23 protein-coding genes and 1 pseudogene are annotated in these 26995 nt (G+C 61.4%); 8 read left to right on the forward strand and 16 right to left on the reverse strand.

The window, feature by feature from the left end; genetic code table 11:
• Positions 1 to 25: 25 nt before the first annotated feature.
• The 7 genes from WIN67_RS01195 to WIN67_RS01225 all read right to left on the reverse strand — a co-directional run bounded on the left by WIN67_RS01195 (position 26) and on the right by WIN67_RS01225 (position 7374).
• Positions 26 to 652, reverse strand: a complete 627-nt coding sequence (locus WIN67_RS01195) for a class I SAM-dependent methyltransferase (RefSeq protein ID WP_102882726.1) — start codon at positions 650 to 652, stop codon at positions 26 to 28.
• Positions 653 to 816: 164 nt separating this feature from the next.
• Positions 817 to 1461, reverse strand: a complete 645-nt coding sequence (locus WIN67_RS01200; protein WP_011058620.1) for a methionine ABC transporter permease — start codon at positions 1459 to 1461, stop codon at positions 817 to 819.
• Entirely contained in the window at positions 1451 to 2575 is a 1125-nt protein-coding gene (locus WIN67_RS01205) for a methionine ABC transporter ATP-binding protein (protein ID WP_170002593.1), read from the reverse strand. The genes WIN67_RS01200 and WIN67_RS01205 overlap by 11 nt, the downstream gene beginning before the upstream one ends.
• Before the next feature lies 1 nt (position 2576).
• Positions 2577 to 3386 carry a MetQ/NlpA family ABC transporter substrate-binding protein gene (locus WIN67_RS01210; RefSeq protein ID WP_110595303.1) on the reverse strand — a complete coding sequence of 270 codons (810 nt, stop codon included), beginning with the start codon at positions 3384 to 3386 and terminating at the stop codon, positions 2577 to 2579.
• 140 nt (positions 3387 to 3526) lie between these two features.
• On the reverse strand, positions 3527 to 4894 hold the full coding sequence (locus WIN67_RS01215; RefSeq protein WP_339070516.1) for an LLM class flavin-dependent oxidoreductase: 1368 nt from the start codon (positions 4892 to 4894) through the stop codon (positions 3527 to 3529).
• Positions 4894 to 6093 (reverse strand): SfnB family sulfur acquisition oxidoreductase, encoded by a 1200-nt coding sequence (locus WIN67_RS01220; protein ID WP_339070517.1) that lies wholly within the window; start codon positions 6091 to 6093, stop codon positions 4894 to 4896. Before WIN67_RS01220 ends, WIN67_RS01215 begins: the two co-directional genes overlap by 1 nt.
• Before the next feature lie 39 nt (positions 6094 to 6132).
• Positions 6133 to 7374 (reverse strand): SfnB family sulfur acquisition oxidoreductase, encoded by a 1242-nt coding sequence (locus WIN67_RS01225; protein ID WP_268561932.1) that lies wholly within the window; start codon positions 7372 to 7374, stop codon positions 6133 to 6135.
• Positions 7375 to 7695: 321 nt separating this feature from the next.
• On the opposite strand from WIN67_RS01225, the gene WIN67_RS30975 reads away from it, so the two are divergent.
• Both WIN67_RS30975 and WIN67_RS01230 read left to right on the forward strand, forming a co-directional pair.
• Positions 7696 to 7941: a YwqJ-related putative deaminase gene (locus tag WIN67_RS30975; protein ID WP_422394651.1), complete on the forward strand. Its 246-nt coding sequence runs from the start codon at positions 7696 to 7698 to the stop codon at positions 7939 to 7941.
• Positions 7941 to 8807, forward strand: a complete 867-nt coding sequence (locus tag WIN67_RS01230) for a hypothetical protein (protein WP_339070518.1) — start codon at positions 7941 to 7943, stop codon at positions 8805 to 8807. Before WIN67_RS30975 ends, WIN67_RS01230 begins: the two co-directional genes overlap by 1 nt.
• Here the strand turns inward: WIN67_RS01230 and nfi are convergent.
• From nfi to WIN67_RS01255, 5 genes are all read right to left on the reverse strand, one after another.
• The gene (gene nfi, locus WIN67_RS01235; protein ID WP_339070519.1) at positions 8791 to 9489 is read right to left on the reverse strand and encodes a deoxyribonuclease V; all 699 of its coding nucleotides are present in this window, start codon (positions 9487 to 9489) and stop codon (positions 8791 to 8793) included. The genes WIN67_RS01230 and nfi overlap by 17 nt on opposite strands.
• A gap of 237 nt (positions 9490 to 9726) precedes the next feature.
• The gene (gene tcyN / locus WIN67_RS01240; RefSeq protein ID WP_339070520.1) at positions 9727 to 10488 is read right to left on the reverse strand and encodes an L-cystine ABC transporter ATP-binding protein TcyN; all 762 of its coding nucleotides are present in this window, start codon (positions 10486 to 10488) and stop codon (positions 9727 to 9729) included.
• 4 nt (positions 10489 to 10492) lie between these two features.
• Entirely contained in the window at positions 10493 to 11158 is a 666-nt protein-coding gene (gene tcyL, locus WIN67_RS01245) for a cystine ABC transporter permease (protein ID WP_092318582.1), read from the reverse strand.
• Positions 11158 to 11955, reverse strand: coding sequence for a cystine ABC transporter substrate-binding protein (gene tcyJ / locus WIN67_RS01250; RefSeq protein ID WP_110651173.1), 798 nt, complete (start codon positions 11953 to 11955; stop codon positions 11158 to 11160). Before tcyJ ends, tcyL begins: the two co-directional genes overlap by 1 nt.
• Positions 11956 to 12273: 318 nt before the next feature.
• Positions 12274 to 13269 carry a D-cysteine desulfhydrase gene (locus WIN67_RS01255; RefSeq protein WP_265074033.1) on the reverse strand — a complete coding sequence of 332 codons (996 nt, stop codon included), beginning with the start codon at positions 13267 to 13269 and terminating at the stop codon, positions 12274 to 12276.
• Positions 13270 to 13458: 189 nt separating this feature from the next.
• Between WIN67_RS01255 and epsC the strand changes: the two genes are divergently transcribed.
• Positions 13459 to 14385 carry a serine O-acetyltransferase EpsC gene (epsC, locus tag WIN67_RS01260; RefSeq protein ID WP_265074034.1) on the forward strand — a complete coding sequence of 309 codons (927 nt, stop codon included), beginning with the start codon at positions 13459 to 13461 and terminating at the stop codon, positions 14383 to 14385.
• A 567-nt stretch (positions 14386 to 14952) separates the two neighbouring features.
• Positions 14953 to 16914 (forward strand): choline transporter BetT, encoded by a 1962-nt coding sequence (betT, locus tag WIN67_RS01265; protein WP_185021118.1) that lies wholly within the window; start codon positions 14953 to 14955, stop codon positions 16912 to 16914.
• A 9-nt stretch (positions 16915 to 16923) separates the two neighbouring features.
• Here betT and WIN67_RS01270 read toward each other — a convergent pair whose 3' ends face one another.
• A complete protein-coding gene (locus WIN67_RS01270) occupies positions 16924 to 17181 on the reverse strand; it encodes a hypothetical protein (protein WP_339070521.1) in 258 nt (85 codons plus the stop codon).
• A gap of 85 nt (positions 17182 to 17266) precedes the next feature.
• A pseudogene (locus WIN67_RS01275) lies at positions 17267 to 17614 on the reverse strand (SDR family oxidoreductase); the annotation flags it as partial.
• Between the two features lie 1229 nt (positions 17615 to 18843).
• Between WIN67_RS01275 and mgrA the strand changes: the two are divergent.
• Positions 18844 to 19881 carry an L-glyceraldehyde 3-phosphate reductase gene (gene mgrA / locus WIN67_RS01285; RefSeq protein WP_102862639.1) on the forward strand — a complete coding sequence of 346 codons (1038 nt, stop codon included), beginning with the start codon at positions 18844 to 18846 and terminating at the stop codon, positions 19879 to 19881.
• A 105-nt stretch (positions 19882 to 19986) separates the two neighbouring features.
• On the opposite strand, the gene WIN67_RS01290 is transcribed toward mgrA, so the two are convergent.
• Complete coding sequence (locus WIN67_RS01290) at positions 19987 to 21186, reverse strand: HlyD family secretion protein (protein ID WP_339070522.1); 1200 nt, start codon at positions 21184 to 21186, stop codon at positions 19987 to 19989.
• 77 nt (positions 21187 to 21263) lie between these two features.
• Between WIN67_RS01290 and WIN67_RS01295 the strand changes: the two genes are divergently transcribed.
• Positions 21264 to 22859, forward strand: coding sequence for a DHA2 family efflux MFS transporter permease subunit (locus WIN67_RS01295; RefSeq protein WP_123391797.1), 1596 nt, complete (start codon positions 21264 to 21266; stop codon positions 22857 to 22859).
• Positions 22860 to 22878: 19 nt separating this feature from the next.
• Here the strand turns inward: WIN67_RS01295 and WIN67_RS01300 are convergent, their stop codons facing one another.
• Positions 22879 to 23925 (reverse strand): GlxA family transcriptional regulator, encoded by a 1047-nt coding sequence (locus tag WIN67_RS01300; RefSeq protein ID WP_249735458.1) that lies wholly within the window; start codon positions 23923 to 23925, stop codon positions 22879 to 22881.
• 367 nt (positions 23926 to 24292) lie between these two features.
• Here WIN67_RS01300 and WIN67_RS01305 point away from each other — a divergent pair, with 367 nt between their 5' ends.
• Both WIN67_RS01305 and WIN67_RS01310 read left to right on the forward strand, forming a co-directional pair.
• Entirely contained in the window at positions 24293 to 26089 is a 1797-nt protein-coding gene (locus WIN67_RS01305; protein WP_339070523.1) for a fatty acyl-AMP ligase, read from the forward strand.
• A complete protein-coding gene (locus tag WIN67_RS01310; RefSeq protein ID WP_102882189.1) occupies positions 26086 to 26994 on the forward strand; it encodes an acyl-CoA desaturase in 909 nt (302 codons plus the stop codon). The genes WIN67_RS01305 and WIN67_RS01310 overlap by 4 nt, the downstream gene beginning before the upstream one ends.
• Position 26995: the final 1 nt, after the last annotated feature.

The raw sequence follows: 26995 nt of genomic DNA on the forward strand, positions 1-26995 counted from the left end.
TACGGAGGGAGTGGGGCGGGAGGGCTCAGGCCTTGCGCCAGACGCTGGCCAGCCAGGGTTGCTGTTCCCGGGGCAGGCCGGCGGGGCGGTAGTAATGCTCCAGCTCGACAAAGCCTGCCTCAGTCAGCAACGCCTGCCAGCTTGCGAGGTCGTGGTAGGCGCCGTAGCGCGGGCCGTTCCAGCCTTCCTGGTTGTCGCCGCGTGGGTTGGAGCTGAACAGCACGCCGCCGTCCTTGAGGCTCGCATGCAGTTGCTTGAGCACCCGTGGCAGTTCCTGGCGGGGAATGTGGAACAGCACTGCGTTGGCGAAGATGCCGTCGAAGCGGGCCGCGGGCAGATCAAGCTTGAGAAAGTCTTGCTGCCAGACTTCGCAGCCGCTGTCGTCCCGGGCCATCTGGGCAAAGCGCTCACAGCCGTCGAGGCCGATGGCGATATGGCCCAGGCGGGTGAAGGTTTGCAAGTCGCGCCCCGGGCCGCAGCCAAAATCCAGCACGCTGAAGGGCGCCGGGCCCTGGATATGCCGCAGCAGCGCATCGATGTTCTGGCTGACGTCGTGGTCGCGGGTGCCTTCACGAAAGTCTTCGGCCACCTGCTGGTAGTGGCCGAGGGTGGTGGCGGTGATGGTGTCTAGGTCGTCTGGAGCAAGTTTCATGGCGGGCTGCATGGCGTGAAGAGGAATGGCCCGAATATACCCCATGCACCCTGTAGCCGCTGCCGAAGGCTGCGAACGGCTCCGCAGGAGACGCTGCTCTTGAGGGCCTCGGAAGGTCCTGCGGACCTTGTCGCAGCCTGCGGCAGCGGCTACACGGGATGCCGCTAGCGCTTGTTCAGCACCCGCGCCAAACGGTCGCCGCCCAGCTGGATCGCCGCCACCAGGATCACCAGCAGCACGATCACCGTGAGCATGATCTGGCTGTCGAAACGCTGGTAACCGTAGCGGTAGGCAATGTCCCCGAGCCCGCCCGCGCCAATCGCCCCGGCCATGGCCGAGGAGTTGATCATGGTCACCAGGGTGATGGTGAAACCGCCGACGATGCCCGGCAGCGCTTCAGGCAGCAGCACGTGCCAGACAATGTGCCAGCGTCGGCAACCCATGGCCTGGGCGGCTTCGATCAGGCCGTGATCGACCTCCCGCAGGCTCACTTCGGCAATGCGCGCAAAGAACGGCGTGGCGGCGATGGTCAGCGGTACCACCGCCGCCCACACGCCGTAGGTGGTGCCGACGATCAGCCGGGTAAAGGGGATCAGCGCCACCATCAGGATCAGGAACGGAATCGAGCGAAACAGGTTCACAAAGGCCCCCAGCGCCCGGTTCAGGTTCGGCGCTTCATAGATCCCGCCCTTGCCGCTGGTGACCAGGATCACCGCCAGGGGAATCCCCGCCAGCAGGGCGATCAGCGAGGACACGCCGACCATCAGCAGGGTGTCGAGAATGCCCTGCAACAAGCGATCAAACCACATAGCCCAGTACCTCCACCTGTTGTGCCCAGTGCCCCGCGCGCTGGCGCAGTTCCTCGGCGCCCAGGGGCGAGCCCTGGACTGCCAGCAGCAGTTGCCCCAGGGCGTGGCCCTGGATGCGTTCCACCCCGCCTTGCAGCAGGCGCACGCGACCGCCCAGGGCGCCGAACAGCGCCGCCAGGTCCGGCTCTTCATGCTTGACGCCGGTGAAACGCAGGCTCAGTACCAGCGCCGCGTCGGCCGCCGTCGGCTGGCTGTGCAGACGGCTTTGCAGCTCTGGCGGCAGGCCGTGCTGCAAGGGCGCCAGCAGGGTCTTGCTGACCTCGTGTTGCGGATGGCCGAAGACTTCCCAGACCGGTCCCTGTTCGACGATGCGTCCATGTTCCAGCACCACCACCCGGTCGCAGATCTCGCGAATCACCGCCATTTCGTGGGTGATGAGGATGATGGTCAGGCCCAGGCGCTGATTGATCTCTTTCAGCAGGCCGAGGATCGACTGGGTGGTTTCCGGGTCCAGGGCCGAAGTGGCTTCGTCGCACAGCAGGATCTCGGGATCGTGGACCAGGGCCCGGGCGATCCCCACCCGTTGTTTCTGGCCGCCGGACAGCTGCGCCGGGTAGGCCTGGTGCTTGTCCTTGAGGCCCACCAGCTCCAGCAGCTCGCGGACCTTGCGCTCGCGTTCGGCCTTGGGCACCCCGGCGACCTTCAGCGGCAGCTCGACGTTGTGCCATACGGTCTTGGCCGACATCAGGTTGAAGTGCTGGAAGATCATGCCGATGCGTCGGCGCAGGGCTACCAGGCGGTCTTCGTCGAAGTCGCCGATGTCCACCTGATCAATCAGCACCCGGCCGCTGCTGGGTTGCTCCAGGCGGTTGATGGTGCGGATCAGTGATGACTTGCCGGCGCCGCTGCGGCCGATGATGCCGAACACCTCACCGCGCTGGATCGAAAGGTCGATGCCGTGCAGGGCCTGCACCGGGCCCTGCTGGCCCTGGTAGGTCTTGCCCAGGCCGATAAAGCGCACCTGGGCGCGGTTCAGTTCGGGGTGCAGCTCGGTCTGCTCGGCACGCTGGGGCGCCGGTTCCGGCAGCTTGCGCTGTAGCGTCGCGACACTCATCTCAACCTTCCCAGCCGGCTTGGTAGAGCTTGCCATGGGCTTTATCCAGGGCAGCCCGAACGGCTGGCGAGTGCTGGTAGATATCGACGAACTTGATCAGCCGCGGGTCGTTCTTGCTCTTGGGCTGGATCACGAACTGAATCACGTACTCCTTGTGGTCCAGGCCGTCGAACAGCAGCGCCGAGCCGGCATCGAAGGTCTTGGCCAGACGGATGTAGGCCGGATAGCCCTGGACCAGATCGGCGTCGTCATAGGCGCGCACCAGTTGCACGGCTTCGACCTGGAGGATCTTGATCTTCTTTGGATTGCTGACGATGTCTTCTTCGGTGGCCTTGTAGCCCACGCCCGGCTTGAGGGTGATCAGCCCGGCCTTGGCCAGCAGTTGCAGGCCACGGCCGCTGTTGATCGGGTCGTTGGCGATGGCCACGCTGGCGCCTTGTGGCAGTTCGTCGAAGCTTTTGTATTTTTTCGAGTACAGGCCGACGTTGTTGATGATGCCCGGGGCGAAGGGCACCAGATCGAAACCGGCGGCGGCCTTGGCGTTTTCCAGGAACGGGATGTGCTGGAAGTAGTTCACGTCGATATCGCCGGCGGCGAGACTAACGTTGGGCGCGATCCAGTCGGTGAATTCCACCAGTTCGACTTTCAGGCCCTGCTTGCCGGCTTCGGCAACGGCCGCTTCCAGGGGAATGGCAAAGGCGGCGGTGGTGCCGACCTTGAGCGGTGCGTCGGCGGCGAAGACGGCGCTGCTGAACAGGCCGAGGGCGAGGGCCAGGGCTTTGACCGGGTGGCGCAGGAGCGTGGTTTTCATGATGGTTACTTCCAGTCAATCCGAATGAGGAGGTTGAACAACTGCGTTTGGGTGTGGCGAAGACCGCTGTCTGTGGCGAGGGAGCAAGCGCCCTCGCCACAAGAGTTCCAGCCACGGCGGCTCGGCAGAGCCACCTCGTCTCAGCGGCGGTAGGCCGCGCCGGTGTGTCGTTGCGGCAGTTTGCGACCTTCGTGGAACAGTTTTTCCCGCAGGGTGCCGTCGTCGTAGGCGGTCTTGTAGGAGCCACGGCGCTGCAGTTCGGGGATCACCAGATCGATGAAGTCGACGTAGCTTTCCGGGGTGACGATGCGGGTCAGGTTGAAGCCGTCCAGGCCGGTTTCGGCGATCCAGGATTCCAGCTCGTCGGCCACCTGCTGCGGTGAGCCGACCACGGTGAAATAGCGGCCGCCCAGGGCGTGCTGCTCCAGCAGCTTGCGCCGGGTCCAGTCGTTGTTTTGCAGGTGCTTGGTGGCCGACTGGATGGCGTTGCTCTTCACGTACTGGATGGGCTCGTCGATCTCGTACTGGGAAAAATCGATCCCGGTGGACGCGGAAAAATGCGCCACCCCGGCTTCGGCGCTGGCGTAACGGCGGTACTCGGCATGTTTGTTCCAGGCCAGCTCCTCGGTCTCGCCGACGATCACATTGAGGCCCATGAACACCTTGATGTCCTCGGGATTGCGCCCGGCGGCCACGGCGCTGGCGCGGACCTTGTCCACCTGGGCCTTGGTCGCGGCCTTGTTCTGCCCACTGATGAACACGCATTCGGCGTGGCGCCCGGCGAACAGCAGGCCGCGATCCGAGCTGCCGGCCTGGAACAGCACCGGGGTGCGCTGCGGTGATGGCTCGCACAGGTGATAACCGCTGACCTGATAGAACTCGCCCTGGTGCTCGACCTTGTGCACTTTGTCCGGCTGGGCATAGATGCGCTGCTCGCGGTCGTTGAGGACCGCGTCGTCTTCCCAACTGCCTTCCCAGAGTTTGTACAGCACCTCCAGGTACTCGTCGGCCTGGTCGTAGCGGCGGTCGTGCTCGATCTGCTCCTTCAGGCCCATGGCCTGGGCGGCGCTGTCCAGGTAGCCGGTGACGATGTTCCAGCCGACCCGGCCACGGCTCAGGTGGTCGAGGGTAGAAAGGCGCCGGGCGAACAGGTAGGGCGCCTCGTAGGTGAGGTTGGCGGTGAGGCCGAAGCCCAGGTTCTTGGTCACTGCCGCCATGGCCGAAACCAGCAGCAACGGGTCGTTGACCGGCAGCTGGATCGACTCCTTGAGGGGCACGTCCACCGAGTTCTGGTAGACGTCGTAGACCCCGACGATGTCGGCGATGAACAGCCCGTCGAACAGTCCGCGCTCCAGCAATTGAGCCAGTTCGGTCCAGTATTCGAGGGTCTTGTACTGGGTCGAATGGTCCCGTGGGTGGGTCCACAGGCCGTGGTTGATGTGCCCCACGCAGTTCATGTTGAAGGCGTTGAGCAGGATCTTTTTCTTGGAGCTTTCAGGTGCGGCCATCAAATGGTCCCCCGCAGCGGCGGGTTCTGCTGGTTGAGGTAGTAGTTGCCCACCGCGTGGTACTTCCAGCGCACCGGGTCGTGCAGGGTGTGCACCCGGGCGTTGCGCCAGTGGCGGTCCAGGCCGTGCTCGGCCAGGGTCGCCTGGCTGCCAGCCAGTTCGAACAGGGTGCTGCCGGCGGCCAGGGAGATTTCCGTGCTCAGGGCACGGACCTCGGCCACGGCGATGGAGGCGGCGGCCACGGTGTCGGCATTGGTCTCGGCCTGGGCCCGGTCGAGGAATTCCCCGGCGCGCTCCAGCAGGGCCTCGGTGGCGTGCAGGCGGATGCTCAGGTGGCCGAAGCTCTTGAGGGTCAGCGGGTCTTGCGTGGCTTTATCGTTGCCGGAGTCGATCCACGGCCGGGTCTTGGTCCGCACGAAGCGCAGGGCGTCTTCATAGGCGGCGCGGGCGATGCCGGTGTCGATGGCGGCGTGGAGGATCTGCGCCAGGGGACCGACCGGGGTCGGGCGTTCGAAGGCGCTCTGGAACGGCACCACATCGGTTTCGTCCACCGCGACGTTTTCAAAAAGCACCGAGCCGCTGCCGGTGGTGCGCTGGCCGAAGCCGCTCCAGTCGTCGATCACGCTCAGGCCCTGGGCCTCGGCGGGGACGAAGGCCAGTTGCTGCACGCCATGTTCATCCACCACCGAGGTGGGAATGCGCTGGGCGTAGATGGCGCCCGTGGCGTAGAACTTGCGCCCGTCGATGCGGTAGCCCTGGCCGCTGCTGTCGCGGCTCAGGCGGGTGGTGCGGTCGTGTGCGGTCTTGGTGCCCAGCTCGGCAAGGGCATTACCGAAGCGGCGGCCGGCCAGGACTTCGGCGTACAACCGCTGCTTCTGCGGCTCGCTGCCGTTCACCCGCAGCACTTCCAGGGCGTAGAAATGGTTCTGCGGGATCTGCCCCAGGGAGGCGTCGGCCTCGGCGATCAGGGCGATGACCTTGGCCAGGGTGACGTTGGACACCCCGGCGCCGCCGTATTCCTTGGGCACGCTGATGCCCCACAGGCCTGAGCGGGTGAAGGCTTCCAGCTCGGGATGGGGCAGGCGCCGTTCACGGTCGCGCAGGGCGCTGTCGCGTTTGAAATCTTCCGCCAGGTCGCTGGCGACAATCAGGGCTTGTTCGTCGCTGGTGATGACCGCGACGTGTTGAGCAAGAGACATGTGTTTCTCCAGAGATCTGGTCAAAAGCGTTCTGGGCGGTTAAATCCAGGAATGCCGGGCCGGCAGCGTGCCGTTCAGGTGGTAGGCGCCGACGGCGTGGTACTTCCAGCGCACCGGGTCGTGCAGGGTGTGCACCCGGGCATTGCGCCAGTGACGATCGAGGTTGAATTCGGCGAGGGTGGCGCGGCTGCCGGCCAGCTCGAAGAGCTTTTCGCTGGCCAGCAGCGAGATCTCGGTGGTCAGCACCTTGGCTTCGGCCACGGCGATGGAAGCGCGGGCGGCGGACTCGGCGGTGATCGGCGCCGCGCTGACCTGATCCAGCACCTGGCCGGCCTTGCGCAGCAGAGCCTCGGCGGCGTGCAGTTCGATCTGCAGCTTGCCGATCTCGGCGATCACGTACAGATCGTCGCTGGCCCGCTCGACGTTGGCGTCGATCCACGGACGGGCCCGTTCACGCACAAAGCGGATGGCGTCGGCCAAGGCTTCCCGGGCGATGCCGGCGTCGATAGCGGCCTGGATCAGTTGCGACACGGCGCCCTGGATGTTCGGCGACTCGTTGATCCGCCAGTTGTCCAGCACCAGCTCGGACTCGACCCGCACATCGTTGAGCAGGATGGTGCCGCTGGCGGTGGTGCGTTGGCCGAAGCCGGACCAGTCGTCGACGATGCGCAAGCCTGGGGTGCCACGGCGGACGAAGGCCAGCACCTGACGGCCTTCCTCGTTGAGTGCCTTGACCGCTACCCAGTGGGCGAACAGGGCGCCGGTGGAGTAGAACTTCTGGCCGTTGATCACATGGCCGTCGGCGTCTTTGGTGATCCGCGCCTTGAGTTCCAGGGTGTTCTTGGTCCCGCGTTCCGGGCCGGCATTGCCGATGCGCCAGCCTTCCAGGACGCTCTGCAGCAGCTGTTTCTTCTGCCGCTCGCTGCCGCAGCCGAGAATCAGGCCGAGGATGCCGAACTGGTTCTGCGGGATCTGCCCCAGGGCCGGGTCGGCCGCAGAAATGATCGCGAAGACTTCGGCCAGGGTGACGAAGGACACCTGTGGCCCGCCGTAGGCGCGGGGGATGGAAATACTGCCCAGGCCGCTGCGGGTGAATTGTTCGATCTGCGCCCAGGGCAGCTTGCGCTGGCGGTCGCGTTGAGCGGCCTGCTGGCGGGCCGCGTCGGCCAGTTCATGGGCGGCTTGCAGGGCTTCGGCGTCGTTGCGCAGAACCCGTGCGGGCAACAAAAGGGGGGCAATATCCAGATCGCTCTGGACCTGTGCTTCAACCAGACTGGACATCAGCGCCACTCCTTGGCTGCACGCAATGCCCTGGCGATCTGCACTGGGGTGATTGTGTTCCGGACCATACCTACCTCACATCTTTTGGATAGGCCGCGTCATGCGGCGAAATCAGAATCAAGAATGTCCGGTGGTCCGGTGCATATACCCTAAGCGCGTATAAAAATTAAATAAACTAACTTTTAGGAATATGGATAGAAGGGTTGAATTGAAGCCCACAGGCGTTATGGATCAAGGCCTTAGGTCACCTGAATGGCTTTGAGATGATCATCCTCGCACCCCGCGAAGGTCACGCTTTTGCAGGGTGTTTTGTTTAGATGGATGATTGAAACCATTGTCAGCAATGGAAAGAGATTTGATGTACAGAATGGTATTCCTGGGCTGCACGCCGAGGTCAGAGCCGTGAATAGCGCACTTACTCGGTACCCAAAGGTATCAATTGATGAGGTGAAAGTGGCCACCTACAAGCTGGCACCTAGGCAGGGTCAAGGCGATAAATTCAAGGCGTGCTCGAACTGTAGCGGTGTACTGAAGGATGTCGATGTGATTACCGGAAGGAAGCACTGATGATTATCAAAAAAAATGCGCTAAGCAACCAAGGTGGATTGTGGACTTTTCGGGGCGTGCCATACACCGGGGGCGTGTTGGAACTCTCGAGTGGTCATGTGGTGGGGGGCGGTATGTATGAGGAAGGCCGCTTTGTTGATGTCTACCGTAGCGAGTTTATTCTTGGGGATGTGCGCAATAGTATCGAAATGGAACGTGACTATACGGGGGAGCAGTTTTATTGGGAAGGTAAGGTCTACAATGGTTTTTCCTATGAGTTCAGCGGAGATGTATGTGTCAGCGAGCGCTTGTATGAATATGGCTGGGTGATAGAGGAAGTAACTTACTTTCCAGATGGCCAGTTGCGTACTGTCGAGATCGGGGAGGATGTCCCACAGAGTTATGAGTGGTTCGAGGGCGGCGGGCTGGAAGCGATGACGGTTCACCAAAATAATGCTTTTATGTTTTCATTGAAATTCTCATTGGAAGGGCTAGAGCGGTTGACTTTGTTGGGCGACTACTTTTCTAGGTTGCCGAAGGTGATTGGCTGCATAAGGTTTCCTGTGTTACGTGATAAAGCGGAGCTCTCCTCTCTTAAGTGTGCGGGCCGAGTTTTACTCAGTGGGGATGGTATTGACACGGCTGTGATTGGTTACATTTTTTTTGGCGAAAATCAGCGGCGTATCAGAGAGTTGGAGTTGGACGGTGTCAATGGGACACCGGAACTCCTGCAGTGTTTGAAGAAGCTTCAGCAGTTAAGTGTATTGAAAATTGTGGCTGCTAAGCATTGCATTGACTGGTGGCGTGAAGGGTGCGCACAGTTTCAGATACTTCGACCCGAATGTGATGTGTATTTGAACAATCGCAAGGTTAGTTTGGCGGGGTGATGGCGTGTTTGTTCTGTTCGTAGAATTGCTTTCCATGTCGATCTGCAAGTCGAGTTGTTTCTGGTAATCGATAGTTGCGTGTGACGTTCAATACCCAGCGGCAGGCGGTTTCAAGGGAGATTCGGTTGCCGATTGAAACGAACACAGGTTTTACATTTTTTTGAGTCCTGAGCACGGCCCCGATTAGTTCGTCGCCGTCGAACAGGCCTGATTGGCATCCCCTTTCATTAAGGGGAGGTGTGTATTCACCGATGAAACGACTTTTTCCGCATCCAATAGTGGGTATGTCATAAAGTACCCCCAAGTGCGATGCCAAGCCAAACCGACGAGGGTGAGCTATACCTTGCCCGTCGCAAATGATCAGGTCAGGTCGGTGGGTTATAGTTGATAAAAGCCTTACGATTGAAGGCAGTTCTCTAAACGAAAAAAGACCAGGTACATAAGGGTATGACGCTATGCCTGCCCATGCATGGCTTTCGATAATTTCTAGGCTGTGTGCATCAACCAAAACAATAGATGCAACTAGTGTATTGTTGTTTTTATGGTAGGCAACATCAATTCCTGCGATGCGGTTTACCACTCCCAGTTGATCTTTTTTGACTACTTGCTTTGAGAGTTTTATTTGTAAGTCTATTGCTTCGTTGGGGGGGATGTCCCAAGCATGTTTTATGGCGGGTAGCATATGGGGGGGCTCTGTTGCGCTGGTTTGAGTAGGCTAATATTTTATATGCATACTATGCAATTTTCGACTGCTGACAAGTTTATCCTGTTGCGAGTCTGGAAGGTCTTATGCTAGATGAATTTCAAGCTATTTTGGAATAATCAATTATTCACTTGAATTAAACATCCCCGGCTAAGCCGGGGATGTTTACTTACAGGTGTCCTTGAGGGCGATGCGGGCTCTTGCGGGGAGTTGGCGTCAGGCGGTGGGCTGGCCGGAGCCGAGAAACTTGCTGAGAAACTGTCGGGTGCGTTCTTGCTGAGGGTTGGCGAACAGCGCCTTGGCTTCGCCTTGTTCGACGATCACGCCCTTGTCGAAGAAGATCACCCGGTTGGCCACGTCCCGGGCGAAGCCCATTTCGTGGGTGACGATGACCATGGTGCGCTTCTCTTCGGCCAGGCTGCGGATGGTAGCGAGGACTTCGCCCACCAGTTCCGGGTCCAGGGCCGAGGTCGGTTCGTCGAACAGGATCACCCGGGGTTCCATGGCCAGGGCCCGGGCAATCGCCACGCGTTGCTGCTGGCCACCGGACAGGCGCCTGGGGTAGCTGTCTTCCTTGCCCGCCAGGCCGACCTTGGCCAGCAGCGCGCGACCCAGGGCGACGGCTTGCTCCCGTGGGGTTTTCTTCACCACCAGCGGGCCTTCGATGACGTTCTCCAGGGCGGTGCGGTGGGGGAACAGGTTGAAGTTCTGGAACACGAAACCCACTTGCTGGCGCAATTGGCGTATCCGGCTTTGTTGCTGGCTCAGTGGGATGCTGCTGTCGATGGCAATGTCGCCGATGCGGATGCGTCCGCTGGTCGGTTCTTCAAGAAAGTTCAGGCAGCGCAGGAAGGTGGTCTTGCCCGAACCGCTGGGGCCGATGATGGCAATCACTTCGCCTTCCTTGACCTGCAGGTCGATGCCATTGAGTACGGTCTGGCCCTTGAACTGCTTGGTCAGTTTTTCCACCACGATCATGGTTTCAAGACTCCTGGTCGTGCCGATTGACCCGCTGTTCCAGACGGTTCTGCAGGTGCGCGAGCACGCTGGCGAGAATCCAGTAGATCAGCGCGGCGGCAAGATACATGGTGAAAATTTCGAAGGTGCGGGCGGTGATCAGCTGCGCCTGGCGGAACAGTTCCGGCACCTGGATGGTGGCGGCCAGGGCCGTGTCCTTGACCAGGGAGATGAAGCTGTTGCCCAGCGGCGGTAAGGCGGTGCGCATGGCTTGCGGCAGGATCGCCCGGCGCAGGGTCTGGGCCCGGGTCATGCCGATGCTGGCGGCGGCTTCCCACTGGCCGCGTTCGATGGAGCCGATGGCGGCCCTGAGGATTTCACAGGCGTAGGCCGCCATGTTCAGGGAAAAGCCGATCAGCGCGGCGGGCAACGGGTCCAGTTCCAGCCCCAGTTGCGGCAGGCCGTAATAGATCACGAACAGTTGCACCAGCAGCGGCGTGCCGCGAAAGAACGACACGTAGACCCGGGCAATCCAGCTCACCAGCTTGAAGCGCGACAGCCGCATCAAGGCCAGGCCAAAGCCCAGCAGCAGTCCGAAGAACATGCCGCCGAGGCTGAGGATGACCGTGTAATACGCGCCCTTGAGGAGAAATGGCGCTGAATCCAGCGCCAGTTGCAGACCTGCTTCCATTATTGGGTGACGTCAGCGTTGAAGTATTTCTCCGAGAGTTTTTTCAGCGTGCCATCGGCCCGCAGTTCCTCGATGGCCTTGTTCACCGCGGCCAGCAGCTCGGGTTCGCCTTTGCGCAGGGCCACACCGGCTTCCTGGCGGGAGAAGGGTTCGCCGGAGACCACCAGGGTGTCCTTGGTTTTCTTGATCAGCTCGAAGGCGGCCAGACGGTCCACCAGGATGGCGTCGATACGGCCTACACGCAGGTCCTGGTACTTGGTCGGGTCATCGTCGTAGGTCTTGATGATGGCGGTCGGGACGTTGTCCTTGAGCCATTGCTCGTAGTTGGTGCCCAGGCCCACGCCGACCTTGTGGCCACCCAGGTCGGCGGCGGACTTGAACTTGCCGTCATCCTTTTTCTGGGTCAGGGCCTGGATCCCGGAGACGGTGTAGGGGGTGGAGAAATCGTATTTTTTCTTGCGCTCTTCAGAGATGGTCACCTGGTTGATCACCGCGTCCAGGCGCTTGGATTCCAGGGCCGCGAGGATGCCGTCCCACTTGGTTGGCTGCAGCTTGACCTTGACCCCGAGCTTGTTCGCCAGAGCTTCGGAGAATTCCACTTCGAAGCCGGCCAGCTTGCCGTTTTCGTCGACGAAGCTGAAAGGTGGATACGTGCCTTCCAGGCCAACGTTGATCACTCCCGCATCCTTGATTTTCTGCAGTTGCTCGCCGGCAACCGCTTGTCCCATCAGTCCGGCACCGAGGGCCAGGCCCAGTGTGCCGATCAGCAGATTGCGACGCAGTACGGAAAAATTCATGACAAGCCCCTGTGAGTTTTCTTATGCACGATGCGGGTGGGAGATGCAGGCCAATCGGTGAGCCGAGCGTGACGCTTTATCCTGCCTTAATGCAGCGTATGCGTCTTTGGGCAAATCAGCCTGCGGCGCGACTATAAAGCGGCGTTTATAGTTTTAAAAATAATATAAATTCACTTTGTTATTCTTTTTTGTTTGGTTGTCCACGAGCAATCTCCTCCCTCGTAGGAACTGGCTTGCCAGCGAAGGCGCCGTCGAGGACGGCGCAAGGCTTGTGGGCCTCTTCGCCGGCAAGCCGGCTCCTAGACAAAACTTCACTTCCTACGCGAAGGCCCCGGGGTAGGCGAACAGGGCCGGGGCGCCACCGGTGTGCAGGAAGATGATCGGGCCATCGTTGAAACGCTGGCGACCGACGCCGTCCAGCAGGCCGGCCATGGCCTTGCCGGTGTACACCGGGTCGAGCAACAGGCCTTCCTGGCTGGCCAGCAACTTGACCGCGGCCAGGGTGCCGGCATTGGGTTCGCCGTAGCGAGGGGCGAAGTATTCGTCCCACAGTTGCACGTTGAACGCCGCCGGCAGGTTCACCCCCAGCAGTTCGGCGGTGCGTTCGGCCAGGCCCTGGACCTTGGGCCGCTGATCCTCGTCGCTGCGCGAGACGGTCACGCCGATCACCGGCAACTGTGGCAGCACTTCGCTCAAGGCCAGGGCCAGGCCGCTGTGGGTGCCGGCGCTGCCGGAGGCCAGCACCACCGCGGCGAATTCCAGGCCGCTGTCCTCGATCTGCTGCGCCAGCTCCAGGCCGGCCCGCACGTAACCCAAGGCACCCAGGGCATTGGAGCCGCCGATGGGCACCAGGTAGGGGGTCTTGCCGTTGCTGCGCAGGCGCGCGGCCAGGGCGTGCAACTGTTCATCGGCCTGGTCGAGGTTCTCCACCAACTCGACCTTGGCGTCGAATAGATCCAGCAGCAGGCGGTTGCCGTTGCCCAGGTAGTTGGGGTCTTCGGTGCCGATGGGGTTTTCCAGCAGGGCCACGCAACCCAGCCCCAGCTTGGCGGCCAGGGCCGCGGTCTGGCGCACGTGGTTGGACTGGATGGCCCCGGCGGTGATCAGGGTGTCGGCGCCCTGGGCCAGGGCGTCGGCGGCCAGGTATTCGAGCTTGCGCAGCTTGTTGCCGCCCATGGCCAGAGGCGTGGTGTCGTCGCGTTTGACGTAGATATCGCGCCCGATCCAGGCCGACAGGCGTTCGAGTTTTTCCAGGGCGGTGGTAGACCCGAGCAGGTCCAGACGATTAAAGCGGGCAAGCTGTTGTTTGATCATGAGTCCGCACGGAACAGGGAAGGTGCAGGGACTATAGGCAGCGATATTTGCCCGGGCAACCGTCAATCGCTTATGCGAAAAAGTGCTGTGAGTCGAACAATTAGTTCTTAAACCTCGCCCTGGTGGGGCGTAAAGTGATCGCCGTTTGCGCGGCCCGATTGTCCGGCCGCCCGAGTAAGGAGTCTTATCGTGAGCGAGCGTTCCAGCCATTGGCAATTGCAGACCATCGTTGGCCAACTGCGTGATGCCCGTGATCAGTGGCGTAGCCGCAACGGTCGGGTCAGTGGTGAGCAGGGCGGGCGCGAACTGCCGTCGCGAGCGGCCATGGCAGAGATCCTTGAAGCCCTGTGCGGTGCGCTGTTCCCCATGCGCCTGGGGCCGGTGGATTTGCGCGAAGAGAGTGAAGACTTTTACGTCGGCCACACCCTGGACGCTGCACTCAACTCGTTGCTGGCCCAGGCGCGTCTTGAACTGCGTTATGTGGCCCGGCAGAACGGTGAGGCGGACGCCGAGGTCAACGCCAAGGCGATCCGCCTGATCCAGGATTTCGCCCTGGCCCTGCCGGGCCTGCGGGTGTTGCTGGACACCGACGTGCTGGCGGCCTACCACGGTGATCCGGCGGCCCGTAGCGTGGATGAAGTGCTGCTGTGCTACCCCGGCATCCTGGCGGTGATCCACCACCGCCTGGCGCACCATCTGTACCGTGCAGGTTTGCCGTTGCTGGCGCGGATCAGTTCGGAAATCGCCCACTCGGCCACCGGCATCGACATTCACCCCGGGGCGCAGATCGGCCGCAGCTTTTTCATCGATCACGGCACGGGTGTGGTGATCGGCGAGACCGCGATCATCGGCGAGCGGGTGCGCATCTACCAGGCGGTGACCCTGGGGGCCAAGCGCTTCCCGGCGGACGAAGACGGCCAGTTGCAGAAGGGTCACCCGCGTCACCCGATCGTCGAGGACGACGTGGTGATCTATGCCGGCGCGACCATCCTGGGGCGCATCACCATCGGCAAGGGTTCGACCATTGGCGGCAACGTCTGGCTGACCCGCAGCGTGCCGGCCGGTTGCAACCTGACCCAGGCCAACCTGCAGCACGATGACGGCTCGCAAAAGTAGGACTGGCCTTCTGTAGCCGCTGCCGAAGGCGGCGAACGAGCCGCAGCCTCGCCGGCGATTCCACCACCGCCGAGGCCCCTTCGGTGCCTAGCGCAGCCTGCGGCAGCGGCTACAGAGGCGCCCATGCCTCCCGCTGCACCAGCTTCTTGTAGCCGCTGCCGAGCCTGCGAGGCTGCGAAAAGGTCCGCAGGACCTTGCTTGTCGATGAGCCGCCGAATTTCAGCGGCTTCAATCTCTCCGCGCCGGTATGCCGCCCAAACCCCGCGCAGCCTGCGGCAGCGGCACCGCGTGCGGGCAGCGTTTTTTCTGCTGAACGATTGCGTCCGACATACGTCATACCCTTCCCTGAGCTAGCGTACTGAACAGTACCGCTGAGCCCTGCGATTAGTCCTCGACCGCCTATCCATGTTTAACTTGAACGCTCGTTCAAGTTAAACCGGTGGTTCGCTGCCCGCTCACAACAGGAGGCTTGCCTTTGCTGAGTCCGTACATTTCAGCCGTGTTTCATCCCTTCGAGGTGCACCCTTCATGAGTGCGCCATCCAGCTCCGCGAATACTCTGATTCGCATGAACCCTCCGGTGTTCTACTTCGCCGCGAGCTTTATCCTGATCTTCGGCGTGGTGGTGATTTCCATGCCCGAGCAGGCCGGCGCCTGGCTCCTGGCGGCGCAAAACTGGGCGGCCAACACGGTCGGCTGGTACTACATGCTGGCGATGACCCTGTACCTGGTCTTCGTGGTGGTCACCGCCTTGTCCGGCTACGGAAAGATCAAGCTCGGTGCCGACCACGACGAACCCGAGTTCAGTTACCTGTCCTGGGCCGGCATGCTGTTCGCCGCCGGGATCAGCATCACCCTGTTCTTCTTCTGCGTCTCTGAGCCCCTGACCCACATGCTGCAACCGCCCCAGGGTGAGGCCGGCACTGCCGAGGCGGCGCGTCAGGGCATGCAGTTGCTGTTCCTGCACTGGGGCCTGCACGGCTGGGGGGTGTTCGCCTTCGTCGGCATGGCCCTGGCCTACTTCGCCTACCGGCATAACCTGCCGCTGGCCCTGCGTTCGGCGCTGTATCCGCTGATCGGCAAGCGCATCAACGGCCCCATCGGCTATGCGGTGGACGGCTTCGGCATCATCGCTACGGTGTTCGGCCTGGGTGCCGACATGGGCTTTGGTGTGCTGCACCTGAACTCCGGCCTCGACTACCTGTTCGGCATCGCTCACACCCAGTGGATTCAGGTCGGCCTGATCACCTTGATGATGGGCGCGGCGATCATTGTTGCGGTGTCGGGAGTCGACAAGGGCGTGCGAGTGATGTCCGACATCAACATGCTGCTGGCGGTGGCGCTGCTGCTGTTCGTGCTGTTCGCCGGCCCCACCCAGCACCTGCTCAACACCCTGATCCAGAACCTGGGGGACTACCTGGGCGCCTTGCCGACCAAGAGTTTCGACGTTTACGCCTACAACAAGCCCAGCGACTGGCTGGGCGGTTGGACGGTGTTCTACTGGGCCTGGTGGATTGCCTGGTCGCCCTTCGTGGGGCTGTTCATCGCACGGATTTCCCGGGGCCGGACCATTCGTGAGTTCGTCTTTGGCGTGCTGCTGATTCCCCTGGGCTTCACCCTGGCGTGGATGTCGATCTTCGGTAACAGCGCCATCGACCAGGTGCTCAACCACGGCATGAGTGCCCTGGGCATGTCGGCCATCGACAACCCGTCGATGACCCTCTACCTGCTGCTGGAAACCTACCCCTGGAGCAAGACCGTGATCGCGGTCACGGTGTTCATCAGCTTCGTGTTCTTCGTCACCTCGGCGGACTCCGGCACCGTGGTGCTCTCGACCCTGTCGGCCAAGGGCGGCAACGCCGATGAAGACGGGCCGAAATGGCTGCGGGTGTTCTGGGGCGCGATGACCGCGCTGGTCACCAGCGCGTTGCTGTTCGCTGGCAGCATCGACTCGCTGAAGTCGGCGGTGGTGCTGACCTCGCTGCCGTTCTCGCTGATTCTGCTGTTGATGATGTGGGGGCTGCACAAGGCGTTCTACCTGGAATCGCAGCGGCGCATCGCCCAACTGCACTCCCTGGCCCCGGTGGCGCCTTCGCGGCGCGGCAAGGGCGGCTGGCGCCAGCGCCTGAGCCAGGCGGTGCACTTCCCGTCACGGGATGAGGTGTATCGCTTCCTTGACCAGACGGTGCGCCCGGCCATTGAAGAGGTGACCGCGGTATTCGTCGAGAAAGGCCTGAACGTGGTGACCCAGCCCGACCCGGCCAACGACAGCGTGAGCCTGGAAATCGGCCATGGCGACCAGCATCCGTTCATCTATCAGGTGCAGATGCGTGGGTACTTCACCCCGTCCTTCGCCCGTGGTGGCATGGGCCCCAAAGAGCTGCGCAATCGCCGTTACTACCGGGCCGAGGTGCATCTGGCCGAGGGCAGTCAGGATTACGATCTGATGGGTTACAGCAAGGAGCAGATCATCAACGACATCCTCGACCAGTACGAACGCCACATGCAGTTCCTGCATCTGGTGCGCTGAGCCAGACGCTCAGGCCCTGGTGAACAGCAAGTAGAGCACCAGGGCCAGCACTGGCACGGCAAACACCAGGCTGCCGACCATCAGTTCCGATCTCAGGGGCTGATGGGCGGTGACCATCCCCACCGCGCCGTTGATCACCGTCAACGCCAGCCACAACCCAGTAAATCCATAGCCCAAGGTCTGTCGGGCAAAGCCCAGTCGTTCGCCGATAAACAGCATCAGCGCCAGCAGAATCAGGCCGAAGGTGATGATGATGGTGGTGTGCATGATGGGCATCTCCTTGCAGGAGCGGCCAGGCGGCGTACCGCTTGCCGGTGAATGGATTTACGGGCTTGTGTTTCGAGCATAGGCGTCAAACCCGCCTGCCATTGGCCTGCAGAATCTGTCCGTTGACCCAGGCCGCCGCCGGGCTTGCCAGGAAGCTGATGATGTTGGCGATATCCTCCGGATGGCCGAGGCGCTCCAGGGGCGGCATCTTGGCGAAACTCGCCATTTGTTCCTCGCTCTAGCCCTTTACGAACAGCTCGCTAGCCACCGGCCCTGGCGCTACGGCATTGAGCGTGATCTGGCGTCCGCGCAGTTCCTTGGCGAACACCTGGGCCAGGGATTCCACCGCGGCCTTGCTGGCGATTTACGGCGCATAGCCCGGCAGGTTGAGGCCCGCGGTGCTGCTGGAAAAGTTGGCGATGCGGCCGCCCTCGCTGATTGCCCCCGACGGGTGGCGAATCTGCAACAGGTGACCTGCGCCAGCCCGAGCTATTTGGCGCATCACGGTGAGCCGCGCAGCCTGGACGAGCTCGGAGTGCTTCGACCGGCTCCTACGGTGGGCTTTGGGGTTGTCCCTTTTGCAGCATGAGCATGGAGTCATCCGTGCTCAGTTCCCCCCGCTATAACAAGTTCGGGACCTGTCTTATGGCTGTCGGTCAGCACCTTGCTGCCTGGCGTCATGCGTATATGCCGGCCCAGGCAAGACTGGATTTTGCGGTCTATAAAGAACTGGCGCAGATCGCCGGAGCCATGTCGCTTCGATGCGCTGTTTGTCGCCGACAGCCTGGCAAGCGCCACAGACTCCATTGCCGAGCGCATGGCCCGCTCCACCTTCTTCGAACCCTTGGTTGTGCGCTGGGCCTTGGCGGCCGTGATCGAGCGAACGGGGCGTATTGCCACTAGTGCTAAGAACTATAACGTACCGTGCTACGTAGTACGTATATTGGTCTGAAGGTCCTTCTTTCAGGGGGCGGAAGGGGTGGATCGGGTGAATTCCGACAATGCCGTCGACGCGCGAATTTAGGTCGTGAGCAACATGTCGCACCTTATCCTCGGGCACGGAAGTTCTATCCGTCAGTGGCCGGGCTTTGCGGCAATTGGCAGGGCGATGCCTGTGTCCGGGATAAGATGAGTGGTCAGTACGATAACCCGCAGTTACCGCATTTACTGGACAGTTTCGCGGCAATCTTCCCAATCAAAGGGCCGTTGAATGTGGCGCGGCCATCCCAGGGTTATCCCGTGATTGTCCAGCTCGGGTCTTCGAGAGCGGGCGCGATCTGGCGGTGTAAACCGCTGAGGTGGTGTTCACTGTGCGGTCCTCCCTGGCTTGCGCCCAGGACTTTTGCGTCGACCTGAAAGGGTGTCTCGGGTAGTACGAATTTAGTATGTAATCCATGAAAATCATACTTGGCACGTTCGTTTTCATGGCTGACCGCAGCGTCGTGCCCGGGGAGAATTTGAGTCCTTCCGGCAGTGGGTATCGCATCGTCCGGCAGGGTTGCAGGGTTTTGCGGCGCAGGAGATTCCGGAACTGCAGTGGCGCGGATTGTTCAGAGCAGAGTATGAAGGGCCGTACCCACGGTGGTGTGCCGGTGAGTAAGGCCGGCAATGTGTGTGCCGAGGTTAACCCTTCCAGATTGACCCCAACCCAAAGAGGATTCGATGACTTATCTAGCTGCCGAAAATCGCTACGACTCCATTCCCTATCGCCGTGTCGGACGCAGTGGCCTGGTGCTGCCGGCGCTGTCCCTGGGGCTTTGGCACAACTTTGGCGACAGCACGCCCATCGATACCCAACGCGCCTTGCTGCGCACGGCTTTCGACCTGGGCATCAATCACTTCGACCTGGCCAATAACTATGGCCCGCCCTATGGCAGTGCCGAGATCAATTTCGGCCGGCTGCTGCGGGAAGACTTCAAGGCCTATCGCGATGAGTTGATCATCTCCAGCAAGGCCGGTTGGGACATGTGGCCAGGGCCTTACGGCCAGGGCGGAGGCTCGCGCAAGTATGTGCTGGCCAGCCTGGACCAGAGCCTGCAGCGCCTGGGCCTGGACTATGTGGATATCTTTTATTCCCATCGTTTCGACCCGGATACCCCGCTGGAGGAAACCGCCAGCGCCCTGGCCAGCGCGGTGCAGCAGGGCAAGGCGCTGTACATCGGCATTTCTTCCTACTCCGGGGTGAAAACCCGGGAAATCGCCGCGCTGCTCAAGGAGTGGAAGGTGCCGTTGCTGATCCATCAGCCGGCCTACAACATGCTCAACCGCTGGGTGGAGAAGGACTTGCTGGATACCACCGACGAGCTTGGGGTCGGGGTCATCGCCTTTACGCCGCTGGCCCAGGGGCTGCTAACCGACAAATACCTCAATGGCATTCCCGAGGATGCGCGAGTCAATCGTCCGGGCGGTGGTTCGTTGCAGGCCGCTCATTTGTCCGAGGCCAATATCGCCCATGTGCGGGCCCTCAACGAGATCGCCAGGAATCGCGGCCAGAGCCTGGCGCAGTTGGCCCTGGCGTGGACCCTGCGCGACCCGCGGGTGACGTCGGCGCTGATTGGCGCGAGCCGACCGGAGCAGATCATCGAGAATGTCGGGGCGTTGCAGAACTTGAGTTTTACCGTAGAGGAGCTGGCGGAAATCGATCATTTCGCCAAAGAGGGGCGGATCAATCTGTGGGAAAGGCCATCGACGGCAGAGTAGGTCCTTCAGGCTCTGCACTCAGCAAACAGCCCCCAACAGAGTTATCTGTCGGGGGCTGTCTGGGCGCCTGGAGCGGGGCGCTGGGCGAAGCTGTTGCCGGCCCTGTCAGTGCGCCGGGGCGGCTGTGTTGGTGCTGACTTTCAGCGAGGTCTGGGTGCTGGCCACTGCGCGTTCCTGAGAGTCTCCCAGATCGACTTTGGCGGTCACCGACAGACCCGGCCGCAGGCGCTCGAGGCCCGGTTGGTCGGCGTTGAAGCGAATGCGCACCGGCACCCGCTGCACGATCTTGGTGAAGTTGCCGGTTCCCGGTTCAAAGGGCAGCAGGGCGAAGGTCGAACCTGAACCCGGCGCCAGGCTTTCCACGGTGCCGACGATACTCACGCCCGGCAAGGCATCGACCTTGATACGGGTGGATTGGCCTGGGTACATGTGCTGAGTCTGGGTTTCCTTGAAGTTGGCCAATACATAAAGGTCATGCAGCGGCACCAGGGTCAGCAGGCGTGAGCCCGGTTGCACATAGTCCCCCACTTGAATCTGCCGATTGCCCACGGTGCCATCCATCGGCGCATAGACAGTGGTGTGTCGCAGGTCCTGTTGCGCCAGCTCCAGTCGGGCTTTCGCCGTCACCACCTTGGCCTTGGCCATTTGCAGCTGCGCCTGCAAGCGTTCGCGTTGGGCTAAAGTGACAGCAAGGTCGTTTTCCGCCACTTGCAGCATGGCTTGGGCATAGGCGAGACCTTGCTCTGCCGAGATCGCCTGAGTGCTGTATTTCTCGACTTCGTTGCGCGCCACAGCACCGGTAGTGACCAGGGTGTCGAAACGGTTACGTTCCGCCCCTGCGCGCTTGGACTCGGCCTGGTTGGTGCGGATTGAGGTGCGCGCCGCCAGCACCCGAGCGTTGGCCAGGCGCTGTTCGGCATCCTGGATCGTCAGGGCTGCTTCAGCCAGGGCGACCTGGGCTTGATTGTCGGCGAGATCGCCTTCGGCCAGGGCGACTCGGCTATCGAACTCTTCGCTGTTGATGCGCACCAGGGGCTGTCCGGCCGTCACAGTCTGGTGGTCCTTGACCAGGACTTCGGTCACCAGGCCATGAACCCGTGGTGCGACGGAGGTGGCATCGGCGGCGATGTAGGCGTCGTCGGTGGCTTCAGTTGAAGGCGCCATCAGCACCCAGGCCACTCCGACCGCCACCAAGGTCATGGCAATGGCACCCGCGATCAGAGGCCGTTTGGAGCGCTTGCGCGGCTTTTCCGTCTCTTGCGTGGCTTGCAGGATGGCGTTCTGAGTCTGGGTGCTCTGCTCCATGTTGAAGCTCCATGCTGTTTTGAATTACGATCATAATATTCATATGGCGGTCGCAATACTACAGGGAAGTACCTACCGTGACGACAAGCGTATCCGACCTCCCTGACGCGGGCGCCCAGCCTGGTCAACAGTCCACTCGACGCAAGTTTCTGGTCTTCACCATCATGGCCTTTGGCATGTTCATGGCGTTGATCGATATCCAGATCGTGGCGGCATCCCTGAACGATGTGCAGGCCGGACTCAGTGCCGGTCCTGATGAAGTGAGCTGGGTGCAGACCGCCTATCTGATCGCCGAACTGATCATGATTCCCTTCTCGGCATTCCTCGCCCAGGCGATTTCCACCCGCTGGCTGTTCTCTGTCAGTGCGGCATTTTTTACCTTGTTCAGCATTGGCTGCGGGATGGCCTGGAACATCGAGTCGATGATTGTATTGCGGGCCCTGCAAGGCTTCGCCGGCGGGGCCATGGTGCCTACGGTGTTTGCCGTGGGTTTCGTGCTATTCGAGGGCAAGCAGCGGGCGATGGTCCCGGCCATCCTCGGCATGACAGCGGTGCTGGCGCCGACGCTGGGCCCCACGGTGGGCGGGCTGGTGACCTTCTACCTGGACTGGCGCTGGATCTTCTTTATCAACGTGCTGCCGGGGCTGCTGATCTGCGTTGGTGCGGCGCTGCTGATCGATGTGGATCGCCCCGATCTGTCGATGTTGCGGCGGATCGACTGGCTGCACTTCGTGGCCATGGCCCTGGCACTGGGCTGCTTCGAGTACGTGCTGGAAGAGGGGCCGCGCAAGGACTGGTTCAGCGATAGCGGGATTGTCATTGCCGCCTGGGTTTCCATTGTCTCCTTTGGTTTGTTTATCGAGCGTTCGCTGTATTCGAATAACCCGATTGTGTCGTTGGTGCCCTTTCGCGATCGGACCTTTTCCATCGCCTGCCTGCTGAACCTGGTGATTGGCTTTGGCCTGTATTCCTCGACTTATCTGGTCCCGGTGTTTCTCGGACGAGTGCGGGGTTTCGACAGCCTGGAAATCGGCACCACCGTTTTCGTCGTGGGAATCGGGCAACTGGTGAGTACGATTATTGCCGCCCGGGCTTCGGAGAAGGTTGATCGACGCTTGATCATTTCGGTGGGCTTTCTGGGCCTGGCGCTGAGCTTGTGGCTGACCTCCCGGGTCACGTCCAACTGGGGATTCGATGAGCTGCTGGTTCCTCAAGTTGCCCGCGGCCTGTTCCTGATGCTGTGCATCGTTCCCAGTGTGAACATGGCCTTGAGTTCATTCCAAGGCGTGGAATTGCGTCAGGCCTCCGGCCTGTTCAACCTGATGCGCAACCTGGGTGGCGCCATTGGCATTGCAACGGTCAACACCTGGCTGCAGGACGACGCCCGAACCCAGGGGCTGCGTCTGTCGGAATCTTTGGGTGCCAAGGCGGTTGCGGCCCAGGAACTGATGGGGCAGTTGGCCCTGAAGATCGCCGCCGATACGCCTGACTCCAGCCACGCATTCCTCATGGCCCAGGGCATTCTCGGCAGATTGGTGGGGCGTGAAGCCTTGACCCTGGCGTTTGGCGATGTATTCCGCCTGATGGCGATGATGTTCGTGGTGGCGCTGCTGCTGGTGCCACTGTGCAAGGTTCCCCCGGCTGCGCCAGGCACGGCCGAGGATGACAAGTGATGGCTCCAGTGCGCGCTGATCAGATGATCGGCGGGCCGGACCTGGCCTTGCGCAACTGGCTCGGCGTGCAGCCCATGTTTTTCCACATCAGTCGACGTAGTGCCGTCGCGTCGGAATAGCCTACTTTGAAGGCAACTTCTTCAATGCTCATGTTGGTAGTTTCCAATAAGCTTTGAACATGTTGCAGGCGAACTTTCTGAATGAAGGCCATGGGCGGCTTACCCGTGGCGCTACGGATTCTGCGCGATAAGGTCTTCTCGGTGATGCGCAAGTGCTCGGCAATGGTGCTCAATGGAGGAACGTTGGGCAGGCAGTCCTCGATGAACTTTTCCAGCATCAGCACTTCGCGATTTTCTGTTTGTAAGTTGGATAGGGCCATGTAGTGATATTGCGCAGGCCGACCATCTATCAGCAGATAGCGCATGGTCAGCTCGGCAATTTGATTACCCATCTTATTGCGCAGTACATAAAGCATCAGATCCATTTGCGACATGCCTGCGCCAGCAGTAATCATATTTCCGTCATGAATAAGCATGCGCTTTGTGTCGAGTATCGCCTCGGGATAACGCTGCTTGAAGGTCTCGTACAGTTGCCAGTGGGTGGTGACGGTGCGGCCCTCGAGAATCCCTGCCTCCCCCAGGACGAAAACCGCCGAGCAGGACGCCGCAGTCTGTCGCCCGCGCAGGTGGTGTTCTTGCACCAGCTTGCTCAGCTTGCGGATGTCGTTGTGCCCGAGCCGGGCAATGAGCTCGGTGGACTGACTGAGGCCCGGCTGCCGCTTTTCCCGGCGACAGCCAAAGAAATCCAGCTCCTGGGTGTTTTCCAGCCCCAGCCCCGGGATGACCAGCATGCTGCCTTCAATGGTCTGGGCGCTGTCCAGTGGCAGTGCATCCAGGCGCATGCCATTGCGCATTCGTACGGATTCACTGCTGCCGATGATCTTCCAGGTAATGGTGGGGCGTCCCATGACTTCGGCGATCTGGTTGGCAGTACGCAGCACATCCAAGGTGATCGCCACACTTGACCCCATGGCTCCTTCCAGCGCGATCAACGTGAGCACATCCATGTCCATTTTCTCCCTGTAAGTGTCCATTTGTGCATTAGCAAAATATACAAGCTGGTGGCAGACTTCTCAACGCGTCCAAATCTAACTTTCTCTGCCCACGCTATTCCCAGTGGGACATATAAGAAAATAGGCATTCATTAAGTGAATGCTTCGCCCTGTCAATAAAATGACATCTTGTCTACTGCCTAGTAAGAGCTCCCCTCGTTAGGGGTGTTTGTTCGGTTCCTTAGTGCTGAAAATAATAAACGACCATTAGGTCAATATATGGCTCTCCATTTAAAAAGGATTTTGAATGAACTACGCCGTGCCTCGTGATTATCTAAATGATGTTAATCAGACCTTCTCAGCGCACTTAGCAGTTGATGATTTGTCGCTGGCCGGCACCCTGGGAATCGAATGTTTAAGTTCGGTTACCGAAGTACTGGCTTATCGCGCCTGGCTTCAACCTGATGCAACCGCCTTTATCCACTTGCTCGATGGCGAGCAAGAGGAGGCGGCCATCAGCTACGCCGAACTGTGGCAGCGTAGTCAACGATTGGCCGCGGCGCTGCAGATTTTCGAGCCCCGGGGAAAACGGGTGCTGATGCTGTTCGAGACCGGTATCGACTACATCGTTTCTCTGTTCGGTCTGTTCCTGGCCGGTGCGGTGGCGATTCCCGCTTTCCCGCCGGTGGGGACCCGAGGCCTGGAGCGCCTGGCGTTGATCTGCGCCGATGCCCATCCGCAAATCGTGCTGACCAGCTCGCGTTTCATGCGCTCCCAGGAACGGGTCAACGCCTTGTTGCAGGATGATGTACCCGCGCCGCAATGGGTCGATCCGCAAGAGCTGGCCACGGAGAATGCCTCTTGGCAGGCGCAGGCTGTGAACCCCGGTCAATTGGCCCTGCTGCAATACACCTCAGGTTCTACCTCCGCACCCAAGGGCGTGATGCTGACCCACGCCAACCTCTATAGCAATTGCCGCAGCGCCAGCCAGTGGATGGGCAAGGCCAAGGATCGCGTGGGTTGCAGCTGGTTGCCGCCCTATCACGACATGGGCCTGATGGGCGGCATATTGCAGCCGATCTACGACGCCTTTCCGACCGTGCTCATCAGCCCCGGGCATTTTGTCCAGCGGCCATTGCGCTGGCTGGATGCGGTGTCCAGGTATGGCGCCGACGTCACCATCGCGCCGAACTTCGCCTTTGATCTGTGTGTTGAAAACATCACCGATGACGAGCTGGCAGCCCTCGACCTGAGCAAGCTCAAGGCCATCTACTGTGGGGCCGAACCGGTCCGGCAAAGCACCCTGGCGCGCTTCTCCGAGCGCTTCGCTGTCGCCGGCTTCAACCCTGCGGCCCTGGGCCCCTGTTATGGACTGGCCGAGGCGACGGTGCTGGTCTCGGGCAAACCCCATGACCAACCGGCATTCAACACCCAGGTGGATCGGGACCAGCTCGCCATCGGAACCTTGGCCATTGTCGACGTCGAAGATGGATTCGCCTTGCCATTGGTCAGCAGCGGGCGGGTGGCCCCGGGCTTGCGCCTGGCGATTGTCGATCCCGTCAGCCTGCAGCCGGTCGCCGACGGCCAGATCGGCGAGATCTGGGTCCAGGGCGACAACGTGGGTGCTGGTTACTGGGGCAAGGAGGCGCTGAGCGAGCAAGTGTTCCGCGCCCAGTTGCCGGGCGTCGACGGACATTTCATGCGCACTGGCGACCTGGGGGCCTTGTATCGGGATGAGCTGTTCGTCACCGGCCGCCTCAAGGATCTGATCATCATTGCCGGTCGCAACCTGTATCCCCAGGACCTGGAACTGGCGGTCGAGAGCGCGGACCCGCGCATCCGCAGCAATGGTTGCGTGGCGGTGGGCGTGGATAACGGCCAGCAGGAGCAGTTGGCGATCGTGGTCGAGATCAAGCGCAGCGAAAAACTCGACGAAGCCCAGCAGGAACAACTGCGCCAGCTGATCACCAGCACCCTGGTCAGCCAGTTTGGCGTGTCCCCGGCGCGTATTCATCTGGCGCCCATGGGCGGCATCCCGCTGACCACCAGTGGCAAGGTCCAGCGCCAGGCCACCCGGCAGGCCCTGCTCAACGACAGCCTGGCGCGCTACGGCGCCGGACGTTCGGCCGCTGCGGCCTCGGCACAACCTCTTAAAACCCCTACGGATGCTCTGTCATGACGGCCATGAATCCTCATATCGACCGTACCGGTCATCGCGAGCGTCAACTGGCCTGGCTGACCGTCGGTGTGCCGGCGGTGGGCACCCTGGTCGCACTGGTCCTGGCCTGGCAGCAGGGCATTGGCTGGCTGGAGTTTGGTGCACTGGCCAGCATGTACCTGCTGACCGCCCTGGGGGTGGAAGTGGGGATGCACCGCTTCTTTTCCCACCATGCGTTCAAGGCCGGTCCGGTGGTCACCGCGTTTTTCGGTATCGCCGGTTCGATGGCAGCCCAGGGCCCGATCCTGTTCTGGGCGGCCACCCACCGCCAGCATCACGCCTTCACCGACAAGGAAGGCGACCCGCACTCGCCGCGTCCGCTCAAGGAAGGCTTTGTCGGCAATATCCAAGGCTGGTGGCACGCCCACCTGGGCTGGCTGTTCAGCCTGAGAAAGCAGAACTGGAGCCAGTTCGTTCCCGACCTGATTCGCGACCGGCTGATCATGCAGATCAACCAGCGCTACTACCTGTGGATCATCCTCGGCCTGCTGCTTCCGACCCTGGTGTGCGGGTTGATTACCCGCAGTTGGGAAGGCGCCCTGAGTGGCCTGCTGTGGGGCGGCTTTGTGCGGATCTTCCTGGTGGACCACGCCACCTGGTGCATCAACTCCTTCGCCCATCGGGTCGGTGGCCGTGACCACCCGACCCGGGACACCAGCCGCAACGTGTTCTGGCTGGCGATTCCAACGGTCGGTGGCGGCTGGCACAACAACCACCACGCCTTTCCGGCGCTGGCCCACGCCGGGCTCAAGCCCTGGCAGCTGGATATCGGTGGCTGGTTCATCGAGTTGCTGGCCTTGTGCGGCCTGGCTTGGGACGTGAAGCGTCCTGGTGCGCCGGTTGCTGCAGAACCTACAGAAAGCTGAT

Source organism: Pseudomonas idahonensis (assembly GCF_037903935.1).
Lineage (GTDB): Bacteria > Pseudomonadota > Gammaproteobacteria > Pseudomonadales > Pseudomonadaceae > Aquipseudomonas > Aquipseudomonas danubii.

What these genes read in the sequence shown, in the direction of transcription:
- WIN67_RS01195 (WP_102882726.1), bottom strand. Translation starts at nt 652, where the DNA reads ATGAAACTTGCTCCAGACGACCTAGACACCATCACCGCCACCACCCTC.
- WIN67_RS01200 (WP_011058620.1), bottom strand. Translation starts at nt 1,461, where the DNA reads ATGTGGTTTGATCGCTTGTTGCAGGGCATTCTCGACACCCTGCTGATG.
- WIN67_RS01205 (WP_170002593.1), bottom strand. Translation starts at nt 2,575, where the DNA reads ATGAGTGTCGCGACGCTACAGCGCAAGCTGCCGGAACCGGCGCCCCAG.
- WIN67_RS01210 (WP_110595303.1), bottom strand. Translation starts at nt 3,386, where the DNA reads ATGAAAACCACGCTCCTGCGCCACCCGGTCAAAGCCCTGGCCCTCGCC.
- WIN67_RS01215 (WP_339070516.1), bottom strand. Translation starts at nt 4,894, where the DNA reads ATGGCCGCACCTGAAAGCTCCAAGAAAAAGATCCTGCTCAACGCCTTC.
- WIN67_RS01220 (WP_339070517.1), bottom strand. Translation starts at nt 6,093, where the DNA reads ATGTCTCTTGCTCAACACGTCGCGGTCATCACCAGCGACGAACAAGCC.
- WIN67_RS01225 (WP_268561932.1), bottom strand. Translation starts at nt 7,374, where the DNA reads ATGTCCAGTCTGGTTGAAGCACAGGTCCAGAGCGATCTGGATATTGCC.
- WIN67_RS30975 (WP_422394651.1), top strand. Translation starts at nt 7,696, where the DNA reads ATGATTGAAACCATTGTCAGCAATGGAAAGAGATTTGATGTACAGAAT.
- WIN67_RS01230 (WP_339070518.1), top strand. Translation starts at nt 7,941, where the DNA reads ATGATTATCAAAAAAAATGCGCTAAGCAACCAAGGTGGATTGTGGACT.
- nfi (WP_339070519.1), bottom strand. Translation starts at nt 9,489, where the DNA reads ATGCTACCCGCCATAAAACATGCTTGGGACATCCCCCCCAACGAAGCA.
- tcyN (WP_339070520.1), bottom strand. Translation starts at nt 10,488, where the DNA reads ATGATCGTGGTGGAAAAACTGACCAAGCAGTTCAAGGGCCAGACCGTA.
- tcyL (WP_092318582.1), bottom strand. Translation starts at nt 11,158, where the DNA reads ATGGAAGCAGGTCTGCAACTGGCGCTGGATTCAGCGCCATTTCTCCTC.
- tcyJ (WP_110651173.1), bottom strand. Translation starts at nt 11,955, where the DNA reads ATGAATTTTTCCGTACTGCGTCGCAATCTGCTGATCGGCACACTGGGC.
- WIN67_RS01255 (WP_265074033.1), bottom strand. Translation starts at nt 13,269, where the DNA reads ATGATCAAACAACAGCTTGCCCGCTTTAATCGTCTGGACCTGCTCGGG.
- betT (WP_185021118.1), top strand. Translation starts at nt 14,953, where the DNA reads ATGAACCCTCCGGTGTTCTACTTCGCCGCGAGCTTTATCCTGATCTTC.
- WIN67_RS01270 (WP_339070521.1), bottom strand. Translation starts at nt 17,181, where the DNA reads ATGCACACCACCATCATCATCACCTTCGGCCTGATTCTGCTGGCGCTG.
- mgrA (WP_102862639.1), top strand. Translation starts at nt 18,844, where the DNA reads ATGACTTATCTAGCTGCCGAAAATCGCTACGACTCCATTCCCTATCGC.
- WIN67_RS01290 (WP_339070522.1), bottom strand. Translation starts at nt 21,186, where the DNA reads ATGGAGCAGAGCACCCAGACTCAGAACGCCATCCTGCAAGCCACGCAA.
- WIN67_RS01300 (WP_249735458.1), bottom strand. Translation starts at nt 23,925, where the DNA reads ATGGATGTGCTCACGTTGATCGCGCTGGAAGGAGCCATGGGGTCAAGT.
- WIN67_RS01310 (WP_102882189.1), top strand. Translation starts at nt 26,086, where the DNA reads ATGACGGCCATGAATCCTCATATCGACCGTACCGGTCATCGCGAGCGT.